The sequence below is a fragment of the Planococcus beijingensis genome (assembly GCF_016820615.1).
Lineage (GTDB): Bacteria > Bacillota > Bacilli > Bacillales_A > Planococcaceae > Planococcus > Planococcus notacanthi.
Genome location: NZ_JADHDZ010000002.1, coordinates 373,333 through 399,681 on the forward strand (window position 1 = coordinate 373,333; position 26,349 = coordinate 399,681).

Annotated in this window: 28 protein-coding genes and 1 pseudogene; 21 read left to right on the top strand and 8 right to left on the bottom strand. The window is 46.4% G+C overall.

What is annotated here, in order from left to right; genetic code table 11:
* Positions 1-89: 89 nt before the first annotated feature.
* The 3 genes from IRE19_RS08035 (at position 90) to IRE19_RS08045 (ending at position 2,574) form a co-directional block, all read left to right on the top strand.
* A complete protein-coding gene (locus tag IRE19_RS08035) occupies positions 90-1,682 on the top strand; it encodes a long-chain-fatty-acid--CoA ligase (protein ID WP_203339943.1) in 1,593 nt (530 codons plus the stop codon).
* A 147-nt stretch (positions 1,683-1,829) separates the two neighbouring features.
* Entirely contained in the window at positions 1,830-2,177 is a 348-nt protein-coding gene (locus IRE19_RS08040; protein ID WP_203339944.1) for a hypothetical protein, read from the top strand.
* A gap of 133 nt (positions 2,178-2,310) precedes the next feature.
* Entirely contained in the window at positions 2,311-2,574 is a 264-nt protein-coding gene (locus IRE19_RS08045) for a hypothetical protein (protein ID WP_203339945.1), read from the top strand.
* Between the two features lie 142 nt (positions 2,575-2,716).
* On the opposite strand, the gene IRE19_RS08050 is transcribed toward IRE19_RS08045, so the two are convergent.
* Both IRE19_RS08050 and IRE19_RS08055 read right to left on the bottom strand, forming a co-directional pair.
* Positions 2,717-3,244, bottom strand: coding sequence for a DinB family protein (locus tag IRE19_RS08050; protein ID WP_203339946.1), 528 nt, complete (start codon positions 3,242-3,244; stop codon positions 2,717-2,719).
* Between the two features lie 91 nt (positions 3,245-3,335).
* Positions 3,336-4,541 carry an MFS transporter gene (locus IRE19_RS08055; protein ID WP_203339947.1) on the bottom strand — a complete coding sequence of 402 codons (1,206 nt, stop codon included), beginning with the start codon at positions 4,539-4,541 and terminating at the stop codon, positions 3,336-3,338.
* 258 nt (positions 4,542-4,799) lie between these two features.
* On the opposite strand from IRE19_RS08055, the gene IRE19_RS08060 reads away from it, so the two are divergent.
* The 11 genes from IRE19_RS08060 (at position 4,800) to IRE19_RS08110 (ending at position 14,070) form a co-directional block, all read left to right on the top strand.
* Complete coding sequence (locus IRE19_RS08060) at positions 4,800-5,006, top strand: hypothetical protein (RefSeq protein WP_191715714.1); 207 nt, start codon at positions 4,800-4,802, stop codon at positions 5,004-5,006.
* A 261-nt stretch (positions 5,007-5,267) separates the two neighbouring features.
* Positions 5,268-5,708 carry an ASCH domain-containing protein gene (locus tag IRE19_RS08065; RefSeq protein ID WP_203339948.1) on the top strand — a complete coding sequence of 147 codons (441 nt, stop codon included), beginning with the start codon at positions 5,268-5,270 and terminating at the stop codon, positions 5,706-5,708.
* Positions 5,709-5,746: 38 nt separating this feature from the next.
* A complete protein-coding gene (locus IRE19_RS08070; RefSeq protein ID WP_191715712.1) occupies positions 5,747-5,896 on the top strand; it encodes a hypothetical protein in 150 nt (49 codons plus the stop codon).
* 370 nt (positions 5,897-6,266) lie between these two features.
* Complete coding sequence (locus tag IRE19_RS08075; RefSeq protein WP_203339949.1) at positions 6,267-6,803, top strand: dihydrofolate reductase family protein; 537 nt, start codon at positions 6,267-6,269, stop codon at positions 6,801-6,803.
* Complete coding sequence (locus IRE19_RS08080) at positions 6,754-8,601, top strand: SMP-30/gluconolactonase/LRE family protein (RefSeq protein ID WP_203339950.1); 1,848 nt, start codon at positions 6,754-6,756, stop codon at positions 8,599-8,601. The genes IRE19_RS08075 and IRE19_RS08080 overlap by 50 nt, the downstream gene beginning before the upstream one ends.
* 150 nt (positions 8,602-8,751) lie before the next feature.
* Positions 8,752-9,969 carry a Bcr/CflA family efflux MFS transporter gene (locus IRE19_RS08085; protein WP_203339951.1) on the top strand — a complete coding sequence of 406 codons (1,218 nt, stop codon included), beginning with the start codon at positions 8,752-8,754 and terminating at the stop codon, positions 9,967-9,969.
* Positions 9,970-10,207: 238 nt separating this feature from the next.
* Positions 10,208-11,803 carry a sensor domain-containing diguanylate cyclase gene (locus IRE19_RS08090; RefSeq protein WP_203339952.1) on the top strand — a complete coding sequence of 532 codons (1,596 nt, stop codon included), beginning with the start codon at positions 10,208-10,210 and terminating at the stop codon, positions 11,801-11,803.
* A gap of 237 nt (positions 11,804-12,040) precedes the next feature.
* On the top strand, positions 12,041-13,174 hold the full coding sequence (locus IRE19_RS08095; protein WP_203339953.1) for a GTP-binding protein: 1,134 nt from the start codon (positions 12,041-12,043) through the stop codon (positions 13,172-13,174).
* Positions 13,175-13,177: 3 nt separating this feature from the next.
* Positions 13,178-13,327 carry a 50S ribosomal protein L33 gene (gene rpmG / locus IRE19_RS08100; RefSeq protein WP_203339954.1) on the top strand — a complete coding sequence of 50 codons (150 nt, stop codon included), beginning with the start codon at positions 13,178-13,180 and terminating at the stop codon, positions 13,325-13,327.
* A gap of 57 nt (positions 13,328-13,384) precedes the next feature.
* Positions 13,385-13,654 (top strand): 30S ribosomal protein S14, encoded by a 270-nt coding sequence (rpsN, locus tag IRE19_RS08105; RefSeq protein WP_203339955.1) that lies wholly within the window; start codon positions 13,385-13,387, stop codon positions 13,652-13,654.
* A 62-nt stretch (positions 13,655-13,716) separates the two neighbouring features.
* Positions 13,717-14,070 (top strand): hypothetical protein, encoded by a 354-nt coding sequence (locus IRE19_RS08110; RefSeq protein ID WP_191715704.1) that lies wholly within the window; start codon positions 13,717-13,719, stop codon positions 14,068-14,070.
* Between the two features lie 188 nt (positions 14,071-14,258).
* On the opposite strand, the gene IRE19_RS08115 is transcribed toward IRE19_RS08110, so the two are convergent.
* Positions 14,259-14,819, bottom strand: coding sequence for a cysteine hydrolase family protein (locus IRE19_RS08115; protein ID WP_203339956.1), 561 nt, complete (start codon positions 14,817-14,819; stop codon positions 14,259-14,261).
* Between the two features lie 118 nt (positions 14,820-14,937).
* Between IRE19_RS08115 and IRE19_RS08120 the strand changes: the two genes are divergently transcribed.
* Positions 14,938-15,381 carry an Lrp/AsnC family transcriptional regulator gene (locus IRE19_RS08120; RefSeq protein ID WP_203339957.1) on the top strand — a complete coding sequence of 148 codons (444 nt, stop codon included), beginning with the start codon at positions 14,938-14,940 and terminating at the stop codon, positions 15,379-15,381.
* A 212-nt stretch (positions 15,382-15,593) separates the two neighbouring features.
* On the opposite strand, the gene IRE19_RS08125 is transcribed toward IRE19_RS08120, so the two are convergent.
* Positions 15,594-16,211 carry an NUDIX hydrolase gene (locus IRE19_RS08125; protein ID WP_203339958.1) on the bottom strand — a complete coding sequence of 206 codons (618 nt, stop codon included), beginning with the start codon at positions 16,209-16,211 and terminating at the stop codon, positions 15,594-15,596.
* Positions 16,212-16,856: 645 nt separating this feature from the next.
* Between IRE19_RS08125 and IRE19_RS18415 the strand changes: the two are divergent.
* Together IRE19_RS18415 and IRE19_RS08135 are read left to right on the top strand one after the other, a co-directional pair.
* Positions 16,857-17,189 (top strand): annotated as a pseudogene (locus tag IRE19_RS18415) (lamin tail domain-containing protein); the annotation flags it as partial.
* A gap of 336 nt (positions 17,190-17,525) precedes the next feature.
* Complete coding sequence (locus tag IRE19_RS08135; protein WP_349291266.1) at positions 17,526-18,329, top strand: endonuclease I family protein; 804 nt, start codon at positions 17,526-17,528, stop codon at positions 18,327-18,329.
* A gap of 142 nt (positions 18,330-18,471) precedes the next feature.
* Here IRE19_RS08135 and IRE19_RS08140 read toward each other — a convergent pair whose 3' ends face one another.
* Both IRE19_RS08140 and IRE19_RS08145 read right to left on the bottom strand, forming a co-directional pair.
* A complete protein-coding gene (locus IRE19_RS08140) occupies positions 18,472-19,119 on the bottom strand; it encodes a DsbA family oxidoreductase (protein ID WP_203339959.1) in 648 nt (215 codons plus the stop codon).
* Positions 19,116-19,292 carry a hypothetical protein gene (locus IRE19_RS08145; RefSeq protein WP_203339960.1) on the bottom strand — a complete coding sequence of 59 codons (177 nt, stop codon included), beginning with the start codon at positions 19,290-19,292 and terminating at the stop codon, positions 19,116-19,118. Before IRE19_RS08145 ends, IRE19_RS08140 begins: the two co-directional genes overlap by 4 nt.
* 444 nt (positions 19,293-19,736) lie before the next feature.
* On the opposite strand from IRE19_RS08145, the gene IRE19_RS08150 reads away from it, so the two are divergent.
* The 4 genes from IRE19_RS08150 to IRE19_RS08165 all read left to right on the top strand — a co-directional run bounded on the left by IRE19_RS08150 (position 19,737) and on the right by IRE19_RS08165 (position 23,991).
* Positions 19,737-20,501 (top strand): TerC family protein, encoded by a 765-nt coding sequence (locus IRE19_RS08150; protein ID WP_203339961.1) that lies wholly within the window; start codon positions 19,737-19,739, stop codon positions 20,499-20,501.
* An 80-nt stretch (positions 20,502-20,581) separates the two neighbouring features.
* A complete protein-coding gene (locus IRE19_RS08155) occupies positions 20,582-21,946 on the top strand; it encodes a phenylacetate--CoA ligase family protein (RefSeq protein ID WP_203339962.1) in 1,365 nt (454 codons plus the stop codon).
* A 24-nt stretch (positions 21,947-21,970) separates the two neighbouring features.
* The gene (locus IRE19_RS08160) at positions 21,971-22,240 is read left to right on the top strand and encodes a hypothetical protein (RefSeq protein ID WP_203339963.1); all 270 of its coding nucleotides are present in this window, start codon (positions 21,971-21,973) and stop codon (positions 22,238-22,240) included.
* Positions 22,241-22,389: 149 nt separating this feature from the next.
* On the top strand, positions 22,390-23,991 hold the full coding sequence (locus tag IRE19_RS08165) for a pyruvate oxidase (RefSeq protein WP_203339964.1): 1,602 nt from the start codon (positions 22,390-22,392) through the stop codon (positions 23,989-23,991).
* A gap of 128 nt (positions 23,992-24,119) precedes the next feature.
* On the opposite strand, the gene IRE19_RS08170 is transcribed toward IRE19_RS08165, so the two are convergent.
* Positions 24,120-25,889: a putative bifunctional diguanylate cyclase/phosphodiesterase gene (locus IRE19_RS08170; protein ID WP_349291263.1), complete on the bottom strand. Its 1,770-nt coding sequence runs from the start codon at positions 25,887-25,889 to the stop codon at positions 24,120-24,122.
* 24 nt (positions 25,890-25,913) lie between these two features.
* Positions 25,914-26,231 (bottom strand): PAS domain-containing protein, encoded by a 318-nt coding sequence (locus tag IRE19_RS18420; RefSeq protein ID WP_238943124.1) that lies wholly within the window; start codon positions 26,229-26,231, stop codon positions 25,914-25,916.
* Between the last annotated feature and the right edge of the window lie 118 nt (positions 26,232-26,349).

The following is a 26,349-nucleotide window of genomic DNA, read 5'->3' on the forward strand; positions in this document are numbered from 1 at the left end:
CGGAAAGTTCGTTTGACAGGCAGGACCTGCATTCCTATACTAAAATAGACAAGCTTTACCATAGATGGAACGGAAGGGGTTTGGGAGATATGATTGCACCATTAACACCGCTTGATTGGAAACGCAGAGCCATTAAGTATTATCCGGAGAAAGTGGCCATCATCGATGAAGAGGAAACGTTTACATACAAGGAATTCGGAGACCGGACTGACCGTCTGGCTTTTGCTTTGCATCAATCAGGCGTCCAGCAAGGCGACCATGTCGCTGTTATGCTGCCGAATACCCATTATATGCTGGAATGCTTTTACGGCATCTGCCAAATGGGAGCGGTCATGGTGCCGCTCAATTACCGGTTGACCGCCAAAGACCTGGAATACATCATCAACCATAGCGATGCGAAGACTTTGATCGTTGATGCCGAATTCGGCAAGTTGATTGAGGAGATTCAGGACAAGCTGCCGATTGAGAAATACGTCGTGGTGGAAGTGGATGACCACGAGTCGAAGATCAATGGCGTAACGTATGAAGACTTTATTGAAGTGGATCGTGATTTCTTGCTTCCGGAAGTGAGGATCGACGAAAACCAGATGCTGACGTTGAATTACACGAGCGGGACGACATCCAATCCGAAGGGGGTCATGCTGACGCATCGCAGCAATTACCTGAACGCCGCGAACTTCCTGTATCACTTGAAGGTGGAGCACGATGACGTCTACCTGCACACCTTGCCGATGTTCCATGCCAATGGCTGGGGCGGCGTCTGGGCAATCACCGCTGCCGGCGGAACCCATGTCTGTCTGCGGAAAGTCGATCCACCGCTGATTTTGGAACTGTTTGAAACGCATAAGATTTCTGTGTTGTGCGGAGCGCCGACCGTCGTCAACATGCTGGTCAACGAACCAAAAGCGAAAACCATCAATATCACGACTAATCCACGGATGGCAACAGCCGGTGCACCGCCAGCTGCTGCATTGATCGGCAAAGCGCAGGAACTTTTGGGCTTGAATATGATGCATGTGTACGGTTTGACGGAAACGTCGCCGTTCATCCTTTACAACGAATGGAAAAAGGAATTTGATGACAAAACGCCAGAAGAACAAGCGACCATCAAAGCGCGCCAGGGAATAGAGCTGGCATTCAACGGCGAAACCAAAGTCGTCAACCAGGAAGACGGCAAAGAAGTCGAATGGAATGGCAAGGAACTGGGTGAAATCATCACTCGCGGCAACGTCGTGATGAGCGGCTATTACAAAGATCCGGAGAAAACCGCGGAAGCAATCAAAGAGGGCTGGTTCTATACAGGGGACTTGGCTGTAACCTATCCCGACGGTTATATTGAAATTCAGGACCGCATCAAGGACATGATCATTTCTGGAGGAGAAAATATCTCTTCGACGGAAATCGAAGGCGTGCTTTATAAGCATCCGGATGTCTTGGAAGTAGCTGTCATCGCAGTTCCGGACGAGAAGTGGGGAGAAGTGCCGAAAGCCATCATCGTCTTGCAGGCAGGAGCGAACGTCACCGAACAGGGAATCATCGCTTATACGCGTGACAATATGGCGCATTTCAAAGCACCGAAATCCATCGAGTTCGTCGAGGCGCTGCCGAAGACTGCAACAGGCAAGCTGCAGAAGTTCCGCTTGCGTGAAATGTACTGGAACGGACCGAAAAAAGTGAATTAATCGGGTTGAATGAATGAACCAAAAACGTCCGCAACTGCTGAAAAGCAATTTGCGGACGTTTTTTCGTTCTCAGAACGTCTTTAACATAGCTATGGTTAAATAGAATAAACAAGTAGATATAAGAGTAAGGAAAAAAGGAGGGACAAGATGACTCAATATTTTTATTTAGCGTCCGATCAAGTTTTATCTCCAGGAAACGGTTCACTGGAAATTACGGAGGCACCACCAGAGATGATTCAAGGTTTTCGTTTTCCTGTGCAAAGAGAAGTTTACAACGGTATAACAAAGCCATGGCAATTGAGAGAAATGCATCAATACATCATGAATCACCTGAATCGCTATGAGAAATGCACAGTTCAGGTGGCCCAATTGCTGAATTCGAATAAAGTGGACATGCGAATTCACAAAGAAACATTATTGACAGTGGCGGAATTTAATCATCCTCAATCTTTATTATTGGCAGAAGGGGAATCTGTGACCATCAGAAAAGAATAACATGAAACTCAAAATCCTGAAATTGTGATAAAAAGCAGCGTAAACACAAGGTCTACGACTGAAGACTTTACTGATAATGAAAGATTGAAACGGTTGACATTTCGTCAAAAACAGATTTAGATGGGAGCAGTAAATGTTTACTTTATTAAGTGAATTGGTTAGTGGCGTTGGTTCGAGTAATGCCTTGAATACGAAAAAAATCGATCGAAATATTGAAAAATTGCTTGAATCGGATTGGTTCAATAAGATTTACACGAACGAAAGATACCGCAATTTATTTTTCCCGAATAAACGGATCAGATACCATTTACAAAGCTCCAGACGTGCACAGAACATCATTCGCAGCGAAAAAGCGCAGAAAAAACTATTGTTCCTTCTTGAGAAAGAATTAAAATAACTTAAACCCTGCACGAGCTATGCGATAACTAGATATCTCGATTTATTTATTAGAATTCTATGGGGGCTGATTTCATTTGTCTACTGTATTCATGTTTTAGTCAGCGATAAAAAGGCCGGAAGTTCAATGATCGGCTTGATCATTAACCGGTGTTTCTGTTTTTCATTTGCCGCATCAGCATTCTGATTTGTCCCCGATGGCTGATTTCATCTTCCATGAGATGAAACCAGAGATAGTGATTATTATAGGAGATCCCGTTTTCCCATTGGTTTTCCTCTGATAACCAGCTGTCTTGCTTGGATTTCAGCAATGCTAAAGTATCCTTTCTGATTTGCTGCAATTCCGCTAAATAGAATTCAAGTGGTCGATTTTTTATTTGTTCGCTTGCCTCAGATCCAAGTGCTAAAGGAACGTGCCAAATTTTGTATTCAGATCTGGTCAAATCCCTCTTTTCATTGGAGATGACCTGATGCACAAATTCAATTGATGCCATATGCCGTAAAAGCGATGCTATGGTGTTTGAATTTTCATCGGCCCGGTAATCCAATTCCATTTGGCTCAGCTGAGAAATTTCATTTAATGTGATGGCTCTTGTATGCTCGAGCATAGAAACAAGTTCGCCTATTTTTTCAGTATAGGTATCCAGTGGGACGATTCGGTAATCAATCATTTATTCACTTCCAATCAACAGTTTTAACTAAAAATGCTTTGTGACTAAAGAAGGAGGTTACCGGGAATTCCCGGTAACCTCCTTTTTGCGCTTATTCCTGCGCCAGATTCGATAAATAGTTTCTGCCTTCGAAAGCAATCCAGGCAACTGCAGCCAGCAACAGTCCAGACAACATAAAGACGGCACGGATGCCGAATAAATCAGCAAGTATCCCCATCAACAGAGAGGCAACTCCGAATGTACCGGTACCGATGGCTCCGAGCGTTGTAAATACTGTCGGCAGCCGTTCTGGTTGAACACTTGTCTGGATGACGTTCTGTTGCGGGATGTTCTTGAGCTGGCTGAAAATACCGACCACAAAAGAAAAGAGCAACGCCAGCAACGCGATATCGTTCCACCCAAATAAAAAGGTCGCCAGGCTGCTGAAGATGGCACCGCCAAAGATGAATCGGCTGAGATTCTTCGCAATGCAATCAGAAAAACGCAGACAGAAAAGGCTGCCAGCAATCAAACCAAGGAAGAAAGAGCCGTTGATGAAGCCCCACCATTGTTCTTCTGCGCCCAGTGCCTCGCTGACAAATACATAGAGGATCGCTGCAATCCAGACAGCGCCGGCAATGGTTTCCAGTATATCCATCAAGGCAATGCGTTTCAGCACCGGAGAGGCCGATACCGTCTTCCAGCCATTGCTGATTTGCTGCCACTTTCCATGCTGTACCGCCGGTGTGAATTCAACGGCCTGCAGACTGATTAGCAGCAGGCTGGACAAGAAGAACAATCCGGCTGTGATCCAAACCAATTCAGTTGCCGTCAGCCAAATCAATAGCGAGCTGCCGACAAACCACATGGCCGTCTGGATCAGCTGAGTAAGCGTTTCGGTGAGCCCGTTGGCTTTTAAAAGCTGTTCTCTTTCGACATAGATCCGAATAAGGGAACGTGTGACGGGATTTGCACAGCCGTCCAGTATGGCCACCAGACTGATCAGTAAAAACAGCCACGGGTAATTGCTCAGTGAAAGAAACGGCAAACCCAATGCTAGTGCAATCAACAGGCCCGTTTTTCCGATCTGCGAACCAGCAAGCAGCCACTTTAAATTGAAGCGCTGCATCAATAAAGGCGTCAAAAGATTCGAAATGAACATCGAACCTGTGATGGCAAATGGTACGGCAGCGGCTGCAGTGGCTGAACCGGTCAACTCAAAAATCAGGTAAATGATACTGACGATGTAAAGCACGTCACCGATATTGGCTACAGATTGCCCGGTTAATAAGTAGTTAAAGTTTCTATTCAGTTTCATGATGGATATCCCCCAACAGTTCATTTTGTAAATACTGTCTACAAGAAGGGGCTCGTTAAATTGGACAATTAGTCATCTTGAGTTTTCCTTTCTGGCCATACAAAACTCTGGGGGATTAGAATTTGGTGAAATGTTTGATTATTGCCATTATACCTTATCAAGCTGGAAATTAAATGGCGTGTTAAGAAAAAAATGGATATAGTGGAAGAAAGAATCTTTTGTTCTTTGAGTAACTGGTACAGTAAGGAGGTCTGTTACATGAAATCGATCATTCGCTTATTGATTATGGTTTTACTGTCCATTATCGGTTTTTATCTGGTTTTGGCGGTCTTGATTTTTACGGTCAGTGATAGCGATGAAGTTATTCTCTATGCATTCGCGGTTGTCATTATTACGTTTCTGATTTTGATTCTTAACCAATTGGTCCGGATCACCGAACGGCTCAATCAGATAAAAAATAAGTAATATTAGGAAAGGTATGGTTATGTCACATAAAAAGCTACCATCGAAGCTCTGATAACAGCTTGTTAGATATTTAATCAAATCAAAAAGAAGCGGCTCATGACTAAAGACACTTCCTAAATGACTGAGGAATCAGTTCCTACTAATGGGCGCTCTTGATTTAATATGTGCTCATGGAGTAAGGTCGCCCTTAAAGGCTATTTGTCCATCACTAAAATGAATAATAATGAATAAAAATATTGTGTACAAAGAGAGGTTTTCGAATTGAATAAACAAATCATTAATTATTGGGATGAATTTCGAAAAAGTCAAGATCCAACATTGCCAGTGGAAGTGGAAGCTTTTCAATTTGGAGCGGATGCAGACTGGTTAGCGGAATTGGTTATGGATGGCAAGAAAACGGCTACTTGTTCAGCTCATGTGTTGTATGAATTGGAAGGCGAGGCAATACCTCACGTTGGCCAGTACAATATCGTTCTGAATTCAAAAGAAATGCCTGTTGCTGTTATCCGTATCACGGACGTCTTTTTGGTTCCGATGAACGAAGTGCCGGAAGAATTTGCGCTGGCAGAAGGCGAAGGAGATTACGATTATTGGTGGACCGCTCATAATCAGTTTTTCAGCCAAGAGTTGGAAGTACACAGTTTAAGTTATGCAGAAAATCTTTTGCTTGTTTGCGAACGATTTGAAGTTGTTTATAAATAGAAAGTCATCATTATTTATATCAAAAAGGGGGGATAGAAATGGACAAAAAATTAGCAATATATATAGGGTTTGGCGCTATTATGGGTTTCTTTTTTGGGGGAATCTGGCAAGCCATCGCAGCAATGGCGTTAATCTATATTGCATTGCGTATGGATGAGCTGATAAAAGCTTTGACCGAGAGATCTTAAGCAGCCGTTGATTTGGGAGATATCAATTAAATAAGCAGGCATCACAGAAAAATGCACCTGAATAAATGAAGCATTCCGTTATTTTGGAGCTCCATTTATTCAGGTGTTTTTCTATTTTAAGTATATCCAAAAACGTGCCAATTTAGGAAAATGGCAATAAGGTGTTTTTTATTATAAATGTAATTAACTACTTAAGGATTTATTTGAAAATCAAAAACCGCCATCAAGAACTAAAACGAAAACCAAAAAATACAACAGAGAAAACGCAAAAATGTTCTGCTTTTCCTTAAAAAATAAAGAGGGAGTGGGTCATCCAGCGGCGAATAGAGGACTTAAGTTATTGCCGACAAGAAAAAGAGGTGGAAGGAACATGGGAAAAGTATATTTCGGCATGATTGTTTCGCTTGATGGGTTTATTAACGACCGCCATGGCAAGATAGACAAGCTTTACGAAACCTACCAGCCGCATTATGAATTTCCGGGTGCTGTCGTTATGGGGCGCAATAGTTTCGACATGGCCAGTGATCCGGATGGCTACGCTGACCACTATGAGTTTCAAGTGCCCTTGTTTATATTGACCCACCAGCCGCCGGAAAAGCATCCGAAAGAAAACGGCCAATTGACTTTCACTTTTGTGACCGATGGCATCGAATCGGCCATCAGCCAGGCAAAGACAGCTGCAAGTGGCAAAGATGTACTGGTGTTTGGAGCGAATGTCTGCCAACAGCTGCTGCAGGCCAATTTGGCTGATGAGCTGCAGATCTGTTTCGCCCCTGTACTGCTGGGGGAAGGGACACGTTTTTTTGAACATTTGGAAGACCTCGACATTCTGTTGAAAAAGATTCGCACATACGTTGATGACGAGCAAGTGGAAATTTGGTACAAAATTAGGCAGCAAACAAACTAACATCAATCGCTATTCATTCATGCGGATGTCCGCATGCAATAGAACGGAAGTGAGGATCATTCGAAAAATTGAAGCGGTCTCGGCATTGGTTTATTTACGCGAAGATGTTCCAGTTAAACAAGGGATCGATGACTGGCGTGGTGCGTATGCGCAAAAAGCTTCACGAGTTAGCGGAGTGCTTGAATACCGGCAGCACCATTTTGATCCAAATCATTCGGGTCTTTGGCCAAAGCTGGCTGGAGTCGATACAGCAATCAGCTCTCTGCACCGAATTGACGGGATGGAAGAGTATGTATTAAAAGCTGCTGCAGCTAAACAGCACCGGCAACTGACCGAACTGTATGGAGAAAAGATATTTGCTGAAACGATTTATTTTCAAGCCACTTTGAAAAACAACCGAACGCTGCGGAATCCCACCCGCCAGTTACCGTCAGGGTACCGGCAAATTATGCTGATCCGACGAAAACCATCCGTCCGGCTGAAGGATTTTCAGTCATTTATTACTAAGTGCCTGGCATCTTCACTTAACGCAGTGCCCGAGTTTTCGGAAATCCGTTTCCAATTATTTGAATCTTCCCAGAAAGAACGACAGAACTACGAAGCGGTGCTGGTTCTTGGTGCGGCTGATGCCTCAATGTTCATAGAGGCACTCGAGTCGCCTGTTTTTAGGGCAACTCAAAGTGAACAAGAAAAACATTGTGCAGCGATACATGCTTACCCGGTTGCCGGATCCTATGTATTTGCCAAAGCAGGCAGGGCGACGCTTCCGCAAATCAAACCCGAACCAAAACCAGCTCTTGAGCCTGTGCGCCGGAAACTGCCTCCGGCTACGCCGCGTGCTGCAAAAAAATCCAGTCGGACGCCTTTTCCGCTGGCCTGGCGCATTCCGCTCAGCGGCTTTGGTCCGGAAGATGTCGTCATTGACGAACAAGGCCGTATCCTTTGCGGTGTAGAAGATGGGCGCATTTTGCGTATCGATCCGGAACGGCATCTTGAAGAAACCATTGGCGATACCGGCGGCCGTCCCTTAGGTCTTGAACTGCTGGCGGATGGGCGTTTGCTGATATGTGACGCACACAAGGGACTGCTCCGGCTGAATATGGAGACGGGTGAGATTGAAACGTTGGTCCAATATGTTAACGGGTTCCCACTCCGTTTTTGTTCCAACGCCACAGCCGAAAAGGATGGCACGATTTGGTTCACGGAATCCAGCAACCGCTATGACTTCGAGCAGTATAGGGGCGCCTTGATGGAACACCGGCCGTCGGGACGGCTATTCAGGCGGGATCCTGATGGATGCGTGGAAATCGTTCTCGAAGGCTTGCATTTCGCCAATGGCATCACGCTGACTACTGACGAACAAGCAGTGATCTTTGCGGAAACGGACGGCTACCGGCTCAACCGGCTATGGATACGTGGAGCGCTTACCGGAAAACGGGAAATCCTGGCCGCTAATTTGCCGGGCTTTCCGGATAATGTCTCCCGTATCGGGAACGGCATGTTCTGGGTGGCTATGATGACGAACCGCAATGCTGTTTTGGACCGTTTGGGCACTGCGCCTGCGTTGTTGCGCAAGCTTCTGTGGCGAGTCCCTGAAAGTCTGCAGCCAAAAGCCGCAAAAACAGCTTGGGCCATGCTTTTTGATGAACAGGGAAACTGCCTGCTCGACCTGCAGAGTTCGTCAGTGGATTATCAAGCCGTGACCGGAGTGGCGGAGTCGCGTGGCATGCTGTATTTCGCCAGTATTGAAGAAGATGCACTATTGGCAGTTGAAATGCCTACTTTTAAAAAACAATAGGTCTTTTCAGTTTATGACGAATCTTTATCTTAAAATGGCGGAAAAAAATGAGCAATTAAAGCTATTGTTTTGCAGCACCTGTTACACCTGCGGCCTGAATATTGTATAGTTAATAAGGATTTAACTAGAAGCGAAAGGTGTTATCTGAATATGTTGCAAAACCCCACAGGAAAAAAGCGGCTCGGACTTGCCTTGATCCTCAGTATGCTGGGCATTCTGGCGCCGCTGAATATCGATATGTACCTCCCCGCTTTTCCGGCCATCGCAAATGAACTGGACGCCCATGTCTCGCTTGTCCAGCTTAGCTTGACGGCTTGTCTGATCGGGCTCGCCGCTGGACAAATTGTCGTCGGCCCATTCAGTGATGCGGTCGGCAGGCGCAAACCCTTGATCATCTCGGTGATCTTGTTTGCGCTGTCGTCAGTGCTTTGCGCAGTGGCGCCGAACATCGAAATGCTGATTGCTGCACGATTTATTCAAGGGTTCACCGCATCAGGCGGTGTGGTTCTTTCAAGAGCTGTCGTCAGTGACGTCTTTACCGGACGGGAACTGACGAAGTTCTTTGCGCTGCTGATGGTCATTAACGCAGTCGCTCCGATGGCTGCCCCAATTGCGGGCGGCGGCATTCTGGCTTTGCCGTTTGCCGGTTGGGAAACCATCTTTTATTTTCTCGGCTTGCTAGGTGTCATCATGGTGGTTGTGGTCATCTTCCGGCTGCCGGAAACATTGCCTCCCGAAGATCGGATGCCGAGCTCCATCGGGCATTCCATCCGGACGATGGGCAGCCTGTTTAAGGAGCGCCCGTTTATCGGCTATGCCCTCGTGGTTGGCTTAGTCCACGGCGGCAGTTTCGCTTACGTTGCCGGAACACCTTTTGTCTATCAGGAGATTTACGGCGTTTCGCCCCAAACTTTCAGTGTGCTGTTTGGGATCAACGGAATCGCGATGATCATCGGGAGCTTTATCATCGGCAAGTTCGGCGGCATCGTTTCCGAGCATCGGCTTTTGCAGGGAGCAGTCGTTGTCGCATTTACTGCAACTTTGGTGCTTCTGGTTATGACGATCATTGAAGGACCGCTTGCTTCACTGGTTACGTCGATTTTCATTTACATGATCGCCATCGGCATGATCTTCACCAGTTCGTTCACTTTGGCTATGAAAGGTCAGGGGCACCGGGCAGGGAGCGCCAGTGCGGTCGTGGGCATGCTGCCGTTGGTTATCGGGGCTCTCGTATCGCCGCTTGTCGGCATCAACGAAACCTCGGCTGTTCCGATGGGCGCGATTCTGTTCGGCACGTCGGTCCTTGGCATGCTGGCCTTTTTCGGACTGACAGGACACAAGCAAAAAGTAGCGTTGAATAAAAAATAGGGTTTATTCAAGGGAGTATATGATTTGCTGAATTGAAACAGGAGCGGATGAATTTTCTTCCGCTCCTGTTTTCTATTTTATTGATGAATCAGACCGCTTCTCTAAGGGGAGTTGCCCCGATATTGCCATTAATTTTAACTATTTCCATTTATTTTACTTTTACTTGTATTACTGGAATGCTAAAACCGATATAATGGGATGAGTGATTTTCAACAAACCTCTTGGAGGGAATACCTGAATGAAGAAACTATTCAATTCACGAAAAGTGAACTTAGCGACACTATTTACCTCGCTTGTCGCCGCTTCAGTTGTACTAACCTTACTGATACTTACAATTTCGTCCTATCAGTCCGACAAGGAGTCTTTGACTGATACCTATCTTTCTTTAAATTATTCCAAAGCTGAAAAAATGAGCCAATCCGTGGAATCCTTGTTTGGTTCCATGAGAACCAATTTGGAAACCACCGTTCGTTTTTTGGAAGCGAATGAAAATTTGAGCGATGAAGAGATTCATGAAAGCTTAGAACTTCTGCGGGTGAGTAGCGGTTATTTCAATTCCCTTTCTTGGATAGACGAAACGGGTATGATTCGAGCGATTAGTCCCGTCAGTATTGGAATAAAAGGAGAAACCATTGCGCCCGGATTGGCAAAAGATATCTTAAATGCAAGAGAGCCGGGTCTGACAACCCCTTATACCGGGTTATCCAACCGGTTGATCCTGTTGATGAGTCAGCCTATTTACTCGAAAGATGGTACATACAGGGGAATGATTGGCGGTTCAATCTTTCTTCAGGAAGAAAATGTGTTGAATCAATTGCTTGGAAATGATGCCGTTGAGCAAAATGGCTCTTACTACTTTGTGGTGGGACCAAAAGGAACCTTGCTGTTTCACCCTGAGCGCAACTTAATCGGAGAAAGCGTTTATGAAAATCCAGTTGTCCGCAAATTAACACAAGGAAAGAGCGGCATGGAGCACGTAACCAATACAAAAGGAGTCCCTATGCTCGCTGCTTATAGCCATGTTTCCGAACCGGGATGGGGCATCGTTCAACAAACTCCTTATTCATTTTTGCAGGCTTCGTTAATTGAACAATTGCTGCAAATGCTCAAAAACATGTTGTTGCCGTCTTTATTCCTCCTGTTGCTTTCGGTATTTATTGCGCGAAAATTGGCTGCCCCTTTTACTCATTTAGGCAATTTGGTGGATCAATTAGCAGAAGGGAAGACCGTGTCCCAGCCGCTTAAAGAAACGCTTATAAAGCCGCATTGGAACCGTGAGGCCGATCTGTTGACGAAAAGTGTCGCTGTTGCTTTTGAAACACTCGAAACGAATAACCAACGGCTCACGGAGTCTGCCCTGACCGACACGCTGACCGGGTTACCCAATCGAAGAAAATTGGATGAAGTGCTGACTGAATGGTCCAGCGAAGAACGACTTTTCTCTTTGCTTGTCTTGGACATTGACCACTTTAAGTCCATCAATGACTCGTATGGCCATCAAAAAGGGGATGAGACCTTAAAAGAGCTGGCAGCCGTTGTTCAAGAAATCATCCGGCCAGAAGATTATTGTTTCCGCTATGGAGGAGAAGAGTTTGTCCTTCTTCTACCGGAAACCAATCGTTTAGCAGCCTATCAAACAGCGGAACAGATTCGGAGAAAAATCGAAAAGACCTCATTAATTCCCGACAAAACTGTCACGGTTTCAATCGGAATCTCGGATTTTCCAACACAAACCCGATCAATGGCTGAACTTTTTCAGAAGGCGGATCAAGCATTGTATAATTCAAAATCCGAAGGAAGAAACCGAATTACGATTTCCGATGTGCCAGAATGATTCGACTGAACCTGCAATATAGGCATAGCAATCAACAAGAAGGGATACTGGCAATCTCGAATTGCCTTGCACATTATTTAAAGAGGAAAAGCAGCGGACAGCACCGTAGCTTTTCCTCTTTTTTCTTTTTTTGAAAAAATACTTGAATTATTTATGTCAAACAGATATGATTTAAATCGTAACCGTTACTATTTGAAGTTTGAACTTTTAGTATTTCATGATGAAAGGGATGGATAAATGGAAAACAAAATACCGATAACTGTATTGAGTGGTTTTTTAGGATCGGGAAAAACTACCTTGCTGAATCATATCCTGCACAATCGTGATGGGTTGAAGGTGGCTGTGATCGTGAATGATATGAGCGAAGTGAATATTGATGCTTCATTAGTGAAACAGGGAGGGTTTTCCCGTACAGAGGAAAAATTAGTGGAAATGCAGAACGGCTGTATTTGCTGCACGCTTCGGGAAGATCTGATCATGGAAGTCGAGAAACTGGTGAAGCTGGGAGACATTGAGTACATTGTCATCGAATCTTCTGGAATCAGTGAACCGGTGCCGGTTGCCCAAACCTTTACGTATGCGGACGAGACCATTGGCATCGATTTGTCGGAGATCTGCAGGTTGGACACGTTGGTCACCGTAGTCGATGCAAACAGGTTCTGGCAGGACTTCGCTTCAGGGGAAACTCTGCTTGACCGAAAAGAAGCCGCGACAGAAGACGATGAACGGGAAATTGCTGATCTGCTGATTGACCAAATCGAATTCGCCAATGTGCTGATTTTAAATAAGACAGACTTGGTTCCGGAACAGAAAGCGGAAGAACTGAACGCAGTCCTGAAAACCCTCAATCCCGCAGCAAAAATTGTGCAAACCGTACATGCGGAAATCGAATTGGCCGAAGTGCTGAATACCAAGTTGTTTGATTTTGAATCGGCCAGCCAAGGGGCAGGGTGGATTAAGGAATTGAATGAAGAACATGTCCCAGAGACGGAGGAATACGGAATTGCATCGTTTGTCTTCAGAAGCCAACAACCATTCCATCCAGAACGATTGATGAACTGGATCAGGGAATGGCCGATTGAAGCTATTCGCGCCAAAGGATTTTTATGGATTTCTACACGCAGCGAGGATGCTGTTTTGCTTTCACAGTCAGGTCCTTCCTTAAGCATTGAAAGAGCTGGGTCTTGGGATGAAGAGTACGGAGTGAAGATGACGGAATTGGTCTTGATCGGCATCAGGATGGACCAACAGGCAATTACGGACTCCTTGACGGCTTGTCTGCTTACGGAAGAAGAAATGAAACAGGATTGGATGAGCTTTTTTGATCCGTTGCCCGCTTTTCAAATGGAAGTTCATGGAATGGAGGAATGAAAAATGAGAGTCAATATTACATTAGACTGCACTGAAACCGGTGACCGCAATTACATAACGACTAAAAACAAGCGCACCAACCCCGAACGCCTTGAAATGAAGAAATACAGCCCGCGCCTCAAGAAAGTGACGTTGCACCGGGAAACCAAATAAGTTTGCTGTCCGGCTACACATCATGTGTATTTTTGGTAAGATGAAGGAGGAAACCAAATGGCTAAAAAATCTAAAGTCGCAAAAAATAATAAACAACGCAAACTCGTCATGCACTATGCAGAACTGCGAAAACAATTGAAGGAACAAGGGGATTACGAAGGTTTAAACAAATTGCCGAAAGACTCTGCGGCCATCCGTCTGAAAAACCGTTGTGCTTTGACAGGGAGACCCAGGGGCTACATGCGGAAGTTTGGTTTGTCCCGCATCGCTTTTCGGGAACTTGCCCATAAAGGCCAAATTCCAGGAGTGAAAAAATCCAGCTGGTAATCCTAGATAATCCTGGAGTTGCGATTGAATCTATAGGGAAGCGGATCAAGGAGGTGTGGGAAGTGAACGAACGGTTAATGGAATTTTTATTGAGAAGTGAAGTAGCGAAACTCTCAGAAAAAAAGAGGCGCCTCTATCAATTCGTGATTGATTCAGAAGACAGTTTGGCTCAAAAGGCCAATACAGCCGATGAATTCCGACAGCTTTTGGTGCAGCATTCCCCTTACGATTTGGCAGCAAAACGCTTCAATTTGTCTTATGACCAACTGCTTCAATCAATGAATGACATTGAAACAGAACTGAATGAAAAAATAAGCATTCGATGCAAAAAAGTGAAATGGATCGATTATTCCAATGCTGTTAGTCAATCCTCTAACAAGGATGACAATAAACGAGTGTTTTTATTCCTTAACTAAACCGGGTTCGATTTAGGAAGAAAATAGTGAACATGATCGACGCTGTTTAACAACAAAAAGAGAGAAGAGGCTATTGGAGCCCATCTTCTCTCTTTTTGCATGAATCGTGAAATGTGGCCGCTCAGGAATGAAAAGATGGAAACTTGTAGAAAAATGAGTTTCCATCTATATTAAAAGCAGCCGAGTAATCAAGTTGTGGCTGCCTGTTGCAGAAATGCTTCAGTCGAGAGAACTTCCGCATACATCCCTTGGAGCGCACCGACAAACGCATAATGAACCTCTTCAGCTGAAACGACTTTATCTTGATATGCCAACTCTTTTGTTGCACAAGCATCTTCAATCAACGTTGTTTCATAGCCCAAATCGACAGCCGCCCGGACCGTTGCGTCGATGCACATATGTGTCATCATTCCGGCTACGACGATTTTGGTTATGCCTTTTTCTTTTAATTGGCTTTCCAATTCTGTTTGCAGAAAGCTGTTCGCGAAATGTTTAACAATAACCCTTTCGTGTTCCAACGGCTGAACCGCTTCATGGATGTCAATGCCTTCTGTCTCTGGAAGAAAGAAGCCCATTGCAGGGGAACTTGCTATATGCTGAACATGAATAATGTTTTCTTTCTGGTTTTCTCTGAACCATTCCAGAATTTTAGCCGCATTGGCAGCTGCGCTTTCAGGATTGCTCAACTCCATCTTTCCATTTGGAAAATAGTCTTTTTGAATATCGACAAGTATTAATGCTGTGCTCATTTTTCCACCCCGTTCATCGTTTTTCCTACATGTTCATCATATACAGAATCTATATTATTATCGATAGGCTGATGAATTACTTTTGCCTTATATCATTTCACCATGAAAGGAATCGACTATGGAACTCAAAAATATTGATTTTCAAATCCTTCGCTTACTGTCAGAGAACTCACGGATTCAATGGAAAGACTTGGGCGAAAAAATCCATATGACAGGACAGGCAGTAGGCAACCGCATCAAAAAACTGGAAGACAACGGAGTCATCAAAGCTTATTCGCTGATAATTGATGAAATGAAGCTGGGATTTTCTTATACGGCATTCATGATCATTTACATGAAAACAACCAACCATGAGAAGTTCAACGACTTCATCAACGAACGACAAGAGGTGGTTGAAGCGCACCGGGTATCGGGGGAAGGCTGCTACCACTTAAAAATAAAAGTGGCTTCTCAAGAACAATTAAATCTGCTCTTGAATGCCATTCTCGATTATGGAAATTACACCTTATACCTGTCCATTAAAGAAATCAAACAACGGATTTCAATAGTTGATTACAAATAGTTCCGTTTTTACTGTCCGCATATTGGCATAAAAAATGACTAACTTTACATAATCCATTTATTAAAGACTGAAATTCTTGTTTAATCAAGGATTTCAGTCTTTGCTAATTCTTGGAACTTTTCTTTAGATTTTTTTCGAAGCTTGTACAGTTTACTTGGCGGTCATGTTCGAGAGTATAACGGGTAAGTGTTTATTTATTATGCATTATTTCTTTAATCAAATACAGTTGGCTTTGTTGGGTTTCGTTCAAATTCGAAGAGCAGTTGAAGCTGTGATTCCACATTTCGGTTCACGGACAATTCGGGCAAACCGTCTTCAGGAAAGAATTCCACGCCCTTTGTTTCTACCCCATTCGTCGCTTCGCCACCCACGATTTCACATTGAATAAAGAGCTTGTAATAGTGAAAAGGCTGAGGGGGGTGGGGATGCTTGTTCATATCCAATAGGGCCAGCATTTTTGTCGGAACCACAACGAAGCCCGATTCCTCTTGGATTTCTTTGGCAATATTTTCAGCAGGCGACAAGCCGACGTCACAAAAACCTCCGGGCAAAGACCACTTATTGTCGATGTTTTCCCGCACCATGAGAATTTTCCCTTGGTGGAAGACAGCTCCACGCACGTCCATTTTTGGCGTCTGGTAGCCTTTTTCAGTAGCAAACAGATCTTTGATTTTTTGCATTTCAACGCCTGTGTGTTCCTCCATGATCTCCACGCTGATTTGCCTCAATTCTTCAAATCGCTCTAAATCGAAAACATCTTTCGAAAAAGTCAGCCCTGATTGGGAAAGCGACTGGATGCGCTTAGCCCATTCCAACCATTTAAGACTCATAAAGAGCACCTCCCTCTGGTGATGCCAGGGATTCAGAGACTGTTGGATAAAAAATAGCTTGGGTTTTCTCCAAAGTGAATATGGGTTGATTGAAGTTCCTGAAGACGGATTGATAAGGTTTATCGCAGACAAGCGATATTTTTGCTAACGCGCTATCAAAATCATTCGCTTTTATTGTAACCACCATCCTTGGCTTTTAAAAATTCACTTCTTAAGATCAATTAGCACTTATTAGTTTGAATTGTTTGCTTGTTAATTATCCTAAATGAGTTCTCTTGGTTTTCCCAGTTAATTTGATTCCATATGAAATTATGATGTGCCTGGCACCCAAACAATTTTGCCGGGTTTTTTGCGTTTTATTAATTTTATGTAAGTTTTCGTAAATAATGTTGACGAGGAGGAAAGCGTTCGATAAAGTTTAAGAAGAGAATAGAAAAAATTGTAAATTAAAATAATGGAATACTAATAATTCACAAAAAATCATTAGTAAAAGTCAGATAAACAAAACTAACGGGCAAACAGAAACAATTATACAGAAAAGAGGAGGACGACAATACGATGGACAAAAGAATATGGAACAAATCAGCAAAGGCACTATTATCGGTAGGTTTAGGTGCGAGCCTGTGGTTGCCTGGTTCACAAATGATGGTTCAAGCAGCTACACCAGCAAGTGATCTTTTTATTTCGGAATACATTGAGGGCAGCAGCTTGAACAAAGCAATCGAAATTTACAACGGGACAGGCGCTTCAATAGAGTTGAGCCCTTATTCAGTAGCGTTGTATGCAAATGGCAGCACATCAGTGAAAAGTGAAATGGCGCTATCCGGTACTGTTCCAAGCGGTGAAACGCTAGTCCTTTATCATGGCGATGCAGATTTGGCAATCCAGGGCAAAGGAAATCTACCAAATACCAGTGTTATCAATTTTAACGGAGATGATGCATTGGTACTGGAAAAAGACGGGGCGCCTATTGATTCGATTGGCCAAGTGGGCGCGCGCATTGAATATGCGAAAGATGTCACGCTGGTCCGCAATCCGGATATTCAAGCTGGCGACAGTGTAATGGATGATGCATTCGATCCTTCGACTAAATGGATTGCCTATCCCATTAATACATTTGAGCACCTAGGGAACCATACGATGAATAAGTATGGTGAAACACCAGTTCCGCCAAAGGAAAATAAGGCTCCCGCAACAACGAAGGTTTTTGCTGGCGAACAATTGATTACAGGTGATAGCTTACAGTATGACCTGACTGAATATTTCTCCGATCCTGAAGGACAAAGTCTTTCATTCTCATCGACTAAAGGGACGATAACCGAATCGACGTTGACACTTAGCTTGCCGGAAGGATCTCATATCGTCGGCGTGACAGCAAGCGATGGCAATCAAAGCGTCACCCAGTCATTTTCAGTGTCCGTGTCCGCAGAAGCTACTGCCACAGATGATTATTATGAAGCAGCGAATGGTTTGCAGGGGACGGCGTTAAAAGCGGAACTTAATGAAATCATCGATAACCACCGTCAACTCAGCTATTCACAAGTGTGGGACGCATTGAAAATGACGGATGAGGACCCGAACAACCCGAACAACGTCCTCTTGTTGTATAGCGGGGAGTCGCGTTCAAAATCTTTGAACGGCGGCAATGTCGGCGACTGGAACCGTGAGCACACATGGGCAAAATCTCATGGCAGTTTTGGAACGGCGATGGGGGCAGGTACCGATATCCATCATTTACGCCCGACTGATGTACAAGTGAACGGATTGCGCGGCAACCTGGACTTTGATTACGGGGGCACAGCAGTAAGCGGCTGCGATGGTTGCTTGCGCACAGCTACTTCTTGGGAGCCACCGGATGACGTAAAAGGCGACGTGGCCCGTATGCTGTTTTACATGGCAGTCCGCTATGAGCCAGGCGATGCGGTGGACTTGGAATTGAACGACTCTGTGAATAATGGTTCAACGCCTTACCACGGCAAGATTTCTGTATTGCAGGAATGGCACGCGAAGGATCCTGTCAGCACTTGGGAACAGCAGCGCAACGAAAAAGTCGAAAACATCCAAGGTAACCGCAATCCGTTTATCGATCATCCAGAATGGGCCGAATCGATTTGGTAATAGTTTTGCCATTCTAAATAAAATGAAAACGGAGCGAGGAGTACGGTTGTTAATAGGAACAGATTACGTATTTTAAACAAATGATGCCCTTTCAGCCGGAATGAGCTGAAAGGGCATTTTTTTGGCCGTTCTATTTACTTGCTTACTTTTTCGCATATTCTTCTTCCCATACCTGATTTAAAACTTGGCTGAATGCTTCAACCGGTTGCGCACCGGAAACCGCGTATTTATTGTCGATTACGAAGAAAGGGACACCTTGCACACCGACTGCACGCGCCTCAGAAATATCCTGCTCCACTTTTTCAGCGTTCGTTTGATTTTCCACGATTTTATATACTTCAGCGCCGTCAAGACCGACTTCTTCTGCCAGGCGGACGATGGTTTCGGTATCGCTCAAAATTTCGCCTTCTGTGAAATGCGCAACATAGGAACGCTGGAAGAATTCATTTCCTTTTCCCTGTTCTTTTGCATATTGGAAAACCCGATGTGCGTCAAAAGTGTTAGCCAATTTCGCTATGTCGTAATTTATATCGACTCCTGAGCGGGTTGCCGAATTTGCCACTTGTTTAAGCATAGCTTCAACCTGCGCTAAAGGCATGCCTTTCATATTCGCTAAAGTCTCGACATAATCCTTTCCGGATACATACTCTCCATCCGGCATCAGCTGAAAGCTTTTGTATTCAATGCTGACGTCATCCGCATGTTCAAATTTCTCCAATGCTCCGTTCAGATGGGCTTCGCCAATAAAGCAGAACGGACATACAAAGTCTGACCAGATCGTTATCTTCATTTTTCATCCTCCTTATTTTGGTCAATCGGTCCGCAGCTTCCTGTTTGGACATCACAGGAAAATCCAGTGGACTCCCCAAAATCAATTAGCTGAAATCCATCAAGGTCCTGTCGTGTATGTTTTGATACAGCCTGTTTTACTGCTGACGTTTCGTTTTTCATTTCTTTACCCATTCCATAACCCTCCTCTTAAAGTATGTTTATCATTGATGGTAAAGGAAAAGGCAGACATATTCTAATAATTGGATCGGTGTTGCTGAAATGTGCAGTTTGCGCAGGATTTACCTTCTTTCTGTCTTCACTTTTTTTCAAATTTCTTTCGCAAGCAACCGTTTTTCTGTTTAATAAGCTCCACAATGGTGGTATAAACTTATTAAAGAGCTGAATGCCAACAAACAGTGACGGGTACCAAAAGATGCAACAGATTTGTACAAGCACCACCTATATGCTTGCCCCACAGCCAAGGGGGAGTAGCTGGAGGAAAACCTCTTTCACAATCGTCAGGACATGATGATGCGTCATCATCGGTTGTGATGGCAGATACGAATGCTCAGCGAGACCTTTGCCTAATTATTTAGGCATGGGTCTTTTTTGTTTGAAAAGAAGGAGGAAACTGCAATGGAAGTGATGGTCCTGCAATATGCGTGGATTCTGTTGGTGCTGGTGGGTCTGGAAGGATTGCTTGCGGCAGACAATGCAGTGGTCATGGCGGTTATGGTCAAACACTTGCCGAAAGCACAACAGAAAAAAGCCTTGTTTTATGGGTTGTCGGTGGCGTTCCTGTTTCGGTTCCTGGCGCTTTTTGCGATTACGCTGCTCGTCAATGTCTGGCAGATCCAGGCACTCGGCGCGCTGTACCTGTTGTTCATCGCGGCCAAGCACATTTACGATCAGCGGCAACAGCCGGGGGTTGGGCCGGTGGTTGAAAAACCCCGCAGCCGATCAGGGTTCTGGACCACGGTCTTGAAGATTGAGGTTGCAGACATCGCGTTCGCGGTGGATTCGATGCTGGCGGCTGTGGCGTTGGCTCTAACGCTCCCTCCTTGGGGGGATTTCACCATCGGCGGCATCAATGGCGGTCAATTTACCGTCATGATCGCGGGAGGCTTGATCGGGGTCATCATCATGCGCTTTGCGGCCCATAAGTTTGTCCAGCTGTTGGAACGCTATCCGCAGCTCGAAACCGCAGCCTTCGTGGTCGTCGGCTGGGTCGGCGTGAAATTGGGTGTATTGACCTTGTCCCATGAAAAGATCGGGATACTGCCACACGATTTTCCGCATTCCTTGCCGTGGACAATAATCTTCTGGTCGGTCATGCTCGGCATTGTGGCAGTGGGTGCTTGGATGGGAAAAAAACAGAACGACCAGGATGCGGCGAAGTAGCTGAAACCGTTTGCCGCTGGACTGGTTCTGCGTGGTAAACTGGAAGTGAGAAAATTCAGTGTTCTAAGAGGTGAAGCGGCATGAAAAGCATGGGGTTACTCAAAGCCCTCCGTCTGACGCACAGCGCACGGGCGTTCACTCAAGAACAGCTCCATCACCTGCAGCAAGAGCGCCTTATGCATCTGGTGCAGCACGCCAGACAGCACAGTCCGTATTTTGCAAAACGGCTCGTGTCAATCAGCGGACCGATTCAGTTGTCTGACTTGCCTGTTGCCCACAAGAAAGATCTGATGGCGAATTTCGACGATTGGCTTACCGACCGCTCCGTCTCCAAGCAGGATGTGGAGCGCTTTATGGAAAACTCGGACAACATCGGCCGGAAACTGAACGGCCGCTACTTGGTCAATACGACGTCCGGTTCTACGGGGCATCCGGCGATTGTTTTGTATGACAAGACCACGCTGAATGTCGTCTCGGCACTTGCGGTGCTGCGCGCGGTCGCCAAGCGGGAAGATTTGAAGGCGTTTCTGAAGAACGGCAAGCGCACAGCCGGATTGTTTGTCGACGGCAGCTTTTATCTCGGCAACGGCACCGTCCGCATGAATCAGCGGCGCATGCCTTGGAAAAAAGACCAGATCATCATAGATGTGCGGCAAGACACCGACAGCATCGTCCGACAGCTGAATGAGTTCCAGCCCGCGCTCCTCGGCGGCTACCCGACGGCACTGGAACTGCTGCTGCCGGAACAGCGGAGCGGCAAGCTGGCCATCTCTCCGGTACTGCTCATGGCGGGCGGTGAACACTTGAGCGACAAATTGCGCAAAGAGCTCAGCGAAGCGTTCGGCTGCACCGTCCAATCGACTTATGCCTCTACAGAAGCGGGCACCATCGCCTGTGAATGCCGGGAAGGGCGCTACCACCTCAACGAAGACTGGCTGATCGTCGAAGCGGTGGATGCGGAATTCCGTCCGGTCGCTGACGGGCAGCAAGCGGAACAGCTGCTGATCACCAATTTATTCAATTTGACGCAGCCATTCATCCGATACGTACTGACGGACCGTGCCATTATTCATAGCGACCCATGCCCGTGCGGCAAGAAAACGCGGTGGATCCAACTGGAAGGGCGCACGGATGATATTTTGCAATTTTCCGGTGGCCAGCGCATCGCACCGCTCGCCTTGCAGTCCGTGCTATCGAAGGTTAAGGCCATCGAGCGCTTCCAATTGATCCAGCGGAATGAAGACACCCTTGAACTCCGCCTGCAGGCACAGGACCCGGAACAGGCATTTCATGAAGCTGACGAGAAACTGCAGGCGTTTTTTCAACTACAGGGAATTCGCGTCCATGTGATTCTCGCCAAGGAAACGCCTCAGGCTCATCCAAAAAGCGGGAAATTCAAGCACATCTACCGTTATCCGGCCTATCCGCCCGAACCGGTGGAATGAACAAAAAAGAGAGGGAGACTGTATATGAAGAAGTTTTTCGGTTCATTGTTTGGCGGTTTGGTCCTCGGTTTGCCTTTGGCTTATTGGTGGATCGGCTATGACAGCATCACTTACAGCCAATTCAATCTTGCCGGAGTCGACGAAGTCATTGTCCGGGAAATGGATTTCGACTTTGTCTTTTATGCTTCGTTACTGGTCGTGGCGATTGCGGCAGCCCTTTTCGCGCTCTGGAGCTGGATGGAGAAAAAACGCGAAGATCGCTTTTACCGCAATGATTCCGGCAACTCGAAATAAGCCCAAGCGCTCCATTGCTGGCAAGCGCTCCATTGCTGGCAAGTGGCACAGGGGCGCTTTTTTCATGCCTGACGTTTAACTCTCCACGGCTAGAGGTATGAGCAAGAGAAAAGGGGTTGCGCCCCAACTGTTGAAAGCGAGGGATGTCCATGTTTGAACGGACAGCAGGAAGCTATGTCGTTGAGTTGCTGAAGGATTGGGATATCGACCACATCTACGGGATGCCCGGAGACTCTATCAATGAATTTATGGAAGAGCTGCGGAAAGAAGAAGCCATCCGCTTTATCCAGATCCGGCACGAAGAAACCGGAGCGCTTGCGGCGTCCGCGTATTCGAAATTAACTGGCAGAATCGGCGTTTGCCTGTCCATTGCAGGTCCCGGAGCGGTGCATCTGCAAAACGGCCTGTACGACGCCCAAAAAGACAAAACACCGGTGCTGGCGATTGTCGGGCAAGTCAGCAGCGACCTTGTCGGCACCGACAGTTTCCAGGAACTGAAAATGGAGTCGCTGTTTGAAGAAGTCGCCGTCTACAACCGCCGCGTCCAAAACGCGGAACAGCTGCCGGACATGCTGAATCAAGCGATCCGGACCGCTTACGCCGAAAAAGGGCCGGCGGTGCTGATCGTCTCTGATGACTTGTTCGGCACCAAAATCAAACGCGACAAAGTGCTGACGTCTTCTGCGTATGCCATGCCGACCATCCGTGCCCATGAAGAAGACCTGCAGGATGCGCTGCGTTTATTGAGGGCGTCGAAGAAACCCGTCATTCTGGCCGGAAAAGGCGCGGCCCACGCCAGAGCCGAAGTGCTGGCATTCGCTGAAAAGCTGAAAGCGCCGCTCATCGCATCGTTTCCGGCAAAAGGCATCATTCCGGATAATCATCCGCATAACCTCGGCCAATTGGGGCAGCTCGGCACAGAACCGTCGGAACAGGCCATGAAAGAAGCAGACCTGTTGATACTGGCAGGCACCGCCTTCCCGTACCGGGAGTATTTGCCGGACGACGTGCCGGCCATCCAAATCGATATCGACCCGAAAGTCATCGGCAAGTATTATCCGGTGTTGGTCGGGCTGGTCGGGGAATTGGCTCCGGCAGCGGCTTGGCTGACCGCTAACCTGAAAGATAAAGATGAAGGGTTCCTCTTGAAGTACCAGGAGAAACGGACCGAATGGCACAAGACTCTGCAAGACGACATGGCGTCAGTCACCGAACAGCTGCAGCCGCAGCATGTCATCGCAGAAGTCCAGGAGATCCTGGAGCGGGACGCAGTGGTGTCTTTGGACGTCGGCAGTGTCACGTTGTGGAGCGCGCGTTATTTGCAGCTGACGGACCAGCAGCTTGTCGTGTCGGCGTGGCTTGCGACCATGGGCTGCGGACTGCCGGGCGCCATTGCCGGCAAACTCGCCTATCCGGACAAGCAAGTCGTATCTTTACTTGGGGATGGCGGTTTTTCGATGGGGATGCAGGATTTTGTCACGGCGGTCAAATACCGGCTGCCGATGATTCTCGTCATCTTCAACAACCAGAAAATCCAGCTGATCGAACACGAACAGGAAGAAATGGGCAATGAAGCGACACAAGTTGAGTTGGCGAACATCGACTTTGCGGCATTCGCACGCGCCTGCGGAGGGGAAGGCTACACGGCAAAGACACGGCTTGAACTGAAAGACGTATTGGCCAAAGCCAAAAACAGCCGCATCCCGGTAGTCATCGACGCGTATGTTGAAGACAGTGACCCGCCTTCCTGAATAGGAATGAATCCAACGAGAAAGGCAGCCTGCTGAAAAAATAGCGGCTGCCTTTTTGTTGTGCGTCATCATTTTATGTTCTTTTATTAGATTGCAATGTATCGGATCGATCGATTCGTCAATGTCACTCAAATACGGGATGGGTTGAACAGACGAGGCAAATCATGCAGCTCTGCCGGAAGCGGGCGGCTAAAGTAATACCCTTGGCCCTCATTGCACCGTTCACTTTGCAGGAATGCCAACTGGGCTTCGTCTTCAATGCCTTCAGCCACTACCGTCATGTCCAATTGATGGGCCAGTGAGATGATGGTGGACGTGATCGCTTTGCCTTTTAGTTCATTGTTGATGTCTTCGATAAAGCTGCGGTCGATTTTGATGCGGTCAAATGAAAACTGGCGCAAATAGCTAAGGGACGTATACCCCGTCCCAAAATCATCTATGGACAAGGAAACACCCAGTTCTTTTAAAGCGCAGAGGCTTTGTTTTAAGGAGTCCGTCTCTTCCAGTAAAATGCTTTCTGTCACTTCCAGTTCCAGCCACTTGGCTTCCAGGCAAGTTTCTTCCAAAACGGCTTTGACCGTTTGGACAAAATTGGGCTGATGCAGTTGGATGGTGGAGATGTTGACGCAAATTTTGATGGAAGGGTGTCCCTGATCTTGCCAGGCTTTGTTCTGCATGCAGGCGGTATAGAGGACCCAGCGGCCGATGGCGACAATCTGGCCGTTTTCCTCGGATACGGGAATAAAGTGGTCAGGAGGCACCATGCCGAGCTCCGGGTGGTTCCAGCGGATCAACGCTTCCATCGCGCTCAGCTTGGTGCTTGGCAGCGCAACAATTGGCTGGTAATGGAGAACCAACTGCTGTTTGGCGATGGCCGTCTTCAGTTCCCGCTCGATGCTCAATTTGTAAGCGGACCGTTGATCCAGTTCTTCGGAATAAACCGCGTAGTCGTGGGTCTTGTGTTTTTTGGTATAGTACATGGCCGTGTCTGCTTTCTTGATCAGGCCCTCCACACTTTCTTTCGGGCCACAACTGAAAGCGATGCCCACGCTTGCGGAGATGGACACGGAATGGCCCAACACTTCAAAAGGTTCCGCCAACGACTCGTTCAAGCGTTCTGCCAGATGGAAAACGTCCTCTTTTGCGTGATTCGGCAACAGCACCGCGAATTCATCTCCGACAAACCGTCCCACTGTATTCGGACTGTCTACAGTTGCCAACAGACGCTGGGCGATTTCTTTCAAAAACGCATCGCCGAAGCGGTGGCCGAACGAATCGTTGATGAATTTGAAGCGATCCAGGTTCAAGAACAGCACCGTCGGTTGAGGTTCATGGGGAAGTGATGCTTCAATTGCCTGTTTGAGCCGGTCTTCAAATAATTTGCGGTTGGGCAAGCGTGTCAATGGATCGAAAAACACTAATTCTTCCAATAGTTTTTTATGGTTGGCCGCATCGGTGACGTCTTTCGCGATACAATAGGCGCCGATGATGTTGCCGCCTGACTTCATCGGAAAAGCGGTCACCATCAAGTTCCTTCTATTGCCATCTTTTCGGGTAATAGCAATTTCATACGTTTCGGCAATGCCGCGCAATGCATTTTCAAAATGAAACAGGGCAGTCGGCAAATCTTCCGTAACAATCAGCGGAATGAAGGATAATTGAAGCAGTTCCGAAATCGAATAGCCGGACAGGGTTTCACATCCTGGATTGGCTGTAATAAAATTCCCTTCCAAATCGAAAGTGAAGACCGCATCCGGATTATAAGCGAACAGGGAATTTAGCCGTTCTTCATTTTCTTTCAACTGCAGCGCAGCTGTGATTTCTGCAGTGACGTCTATAACGGTTCCGAACAAGACGTCTTTTCCATGCAGCCGTTTCTTGGTTGAATGGACTTCCACATGCCTCATTTCTCCGCTGCGTTTCTACACCCGGAGCCGGTAGCGCGCGTAGCTATCCAGCGAACCAGAAGCCGCCACTACCCGTGTCCGGATAAAGGGCAGGTCTTCCGAATGGACAAGGTCCGGTAACGTGACGTCCCCGTTCAACAACTCTTCTTCGCTGTAGCCGATAAGTTCACAAAAGTGCTGATTGACATAGCTGTAAGACCAGCCAGTTAATATATACATGCCGACGGGCGCTTGCTGGATCATGCCATCAAACAAGTCTTTATAGAGTAAGCCATTTAAAGAAGAAAGGTCTGGGACCGCTCCGTTGTCACTGTTTTTGCCATCATTTTTCATTGATTTGTTCCTCCCAAATTTAAACTGATGACCAATAAAATCCGCAAATTTGCTGGTGTACAATTTCGAAATATAATTTCTTGTTATTTATGATAAAGCAGTTTTCAAACAAATTCCA

Bases quoted from the DNA above. Each gene is read 5' to 3' on its own strand.
- IRE19_RS08035 (WP_203339943.1), top strand. From the start codon at position 90: ATGATTGCACCATTAACACCGCTTGATTGGAAACGCAGAGCCATTAAG.
- IRE19_RS08040 (WP_203339944.1), top strand. From the start codon at position 1,830: ATGACTCAATATTTTTATTTAGCGTCCGATCAAGTTTTATCTCCAGGA.
- IRE19_RS08045 (WP_203339945.1), top strand. From the start codon at position 2,311: ATGTTTACTTTATTAAGTGAATTGGTTAGTGGCGTTGGTTCGAGTAAT.
- IRE19_RS08050 (WP_203339946.1), bottom strand. From the start codon at position 3,244: ATGATTGATTACCGAATCGTCCCACTGGATACCTATACTGAAAAAATA.
- IRE19_RS08055 (WP_203339947.1), bottom strand. From the start codon at position 4,541: ATGAAACTGAATAGAAACTTTAACTACTTATTAACCGGGCAATCTGTA.
- IRE19_RS08060 (WP_191715714.1), top strand. From the start codon at position 4,800: ATGAAATCGATCATTCGCTTATTGATTATGGTTTTACTGTCCATTATC.
- IRE19_RS08070 (WP_191715712.1), top strand. From the start codon at position 5,747: ATGGACAAAAAATTAGCAATATATATAGGGTTTGGCGCTATTATGGGT.
- IRE19_RS08075 (WP_203339949.1), top strand. From the start codon at position 6,267: ATGGGAAAAGTATATTTCGGCATGATTGTTTCGCTTGATGGGTTTATT.
- IRE19_RS08080 (WP_203339950.1), top strand. From the start codon at position 6,754: ATGACGAGCAAGTGGAAATTTGGTACAAAATTAGGCAGCAAACAAACT.
- IRE19_RS08085 (WP_203339951.1), top strand. From the start codon at position 8,752: ATGTTGCAAAACCCCACAGGAAAAAAGCGGCTCGGACTTGCCTTGATC.
- IRE19_RS08090 (WP_203339952.1), top strand. From the start codon at position 10,208: ATGAAGAAACTATTCAATTCACGAAAAGTGAACTTAGCGACACTATTT.
- IRE19_RS08095 (WP_203339953.1), top strand. From the start codon at position 12,041: ATGGAAAACAAAATACCGATAACTGTATTGAGTGGTTTTTTAGGATCG.
- rpmG (WP_203339954.1), top strand. From the start codon at position 13,178: ATGAGAGTCAATATTACATTAGACTGCACTGAAACCGGTGACCGCAAT.
- rpsN (WP_203339955.1), top strand. From the start codon at position 13,385: ATGGCTAAAAAATCTAAAGTCGCAAAAAATAATAAACAACGCAAACTC.
- IRE19_RS08115 (WP_203339956.1), bottom strand. From the start codon at position 14,819: ATGAGCACAGCATTAATACTTGTCGATATTCAAAAAGACTATTTTCCA.
- IRE19_RS08120 (WP_203339957.1), top strand. From the start codon at position 14,938: ATGGAACTCAAAAATATTGATTTTCAAATCCTTCGCTTACTGTCAGAG.
- IRE19_RS08125 (WP_203339958.1), bottom strand. From the start codon at position 16,211: ATGAGTCTTAAATGGTTGGAATGGGCTAAGCGCATCCAGTCGCTTTCC.
- IRE19_RS08140 (WP_203339959.1), bottom strand. From the start codon at position 19,119: ATGAAGATAACGATCTGGTCAGACTTTGTATGTCCGTTCTGCTTTATT.
- IRE19_RS08145 (WP_203339960.1), bottom strand. From the start codon at position 19,292: ATGGGTAAAGAAATGAAAAACGAAACGTCAGCAGTAAAACAGGCTGTA.
- IRE19_RS08150 (WP_203339961.1), top strand. From the start codon at position 19,737: ATGGAAGTGATGGTCCTGCAATATGCGTGGATTCTGTTGGTGCTGGTG.
- IRE19_RS08155 (WP_203339962.1), top strand. From the start codon at position 20,582: ATGAAAAGCATGGGGTTACTCAAAGCCCTCCGTCTGACGCACAGCGCA.
- IRE19_RS08160 (WP_203339963.1), top strand. From the start codon at position 21,971: ATGAAGAAGTTTTTCGGTTCATTGTTTGGCGGTTTGGTCCTCGGTTTG.
- IRE19_RS08165 (WP_203339964.1), top strand. From the start codon at position 22,390: ATGTTTGAACGGACAGCAGGAAGCTATGTCGTTGAGTTGCTGAAGGAT.
- IRE19_RS18420 (WP_238943124.1), bottom strand. From the start codon at position 26,231: ATGAAAAATGATGGCAAAAACAGTGACAACGGAGCGGTCCCAGACCTT.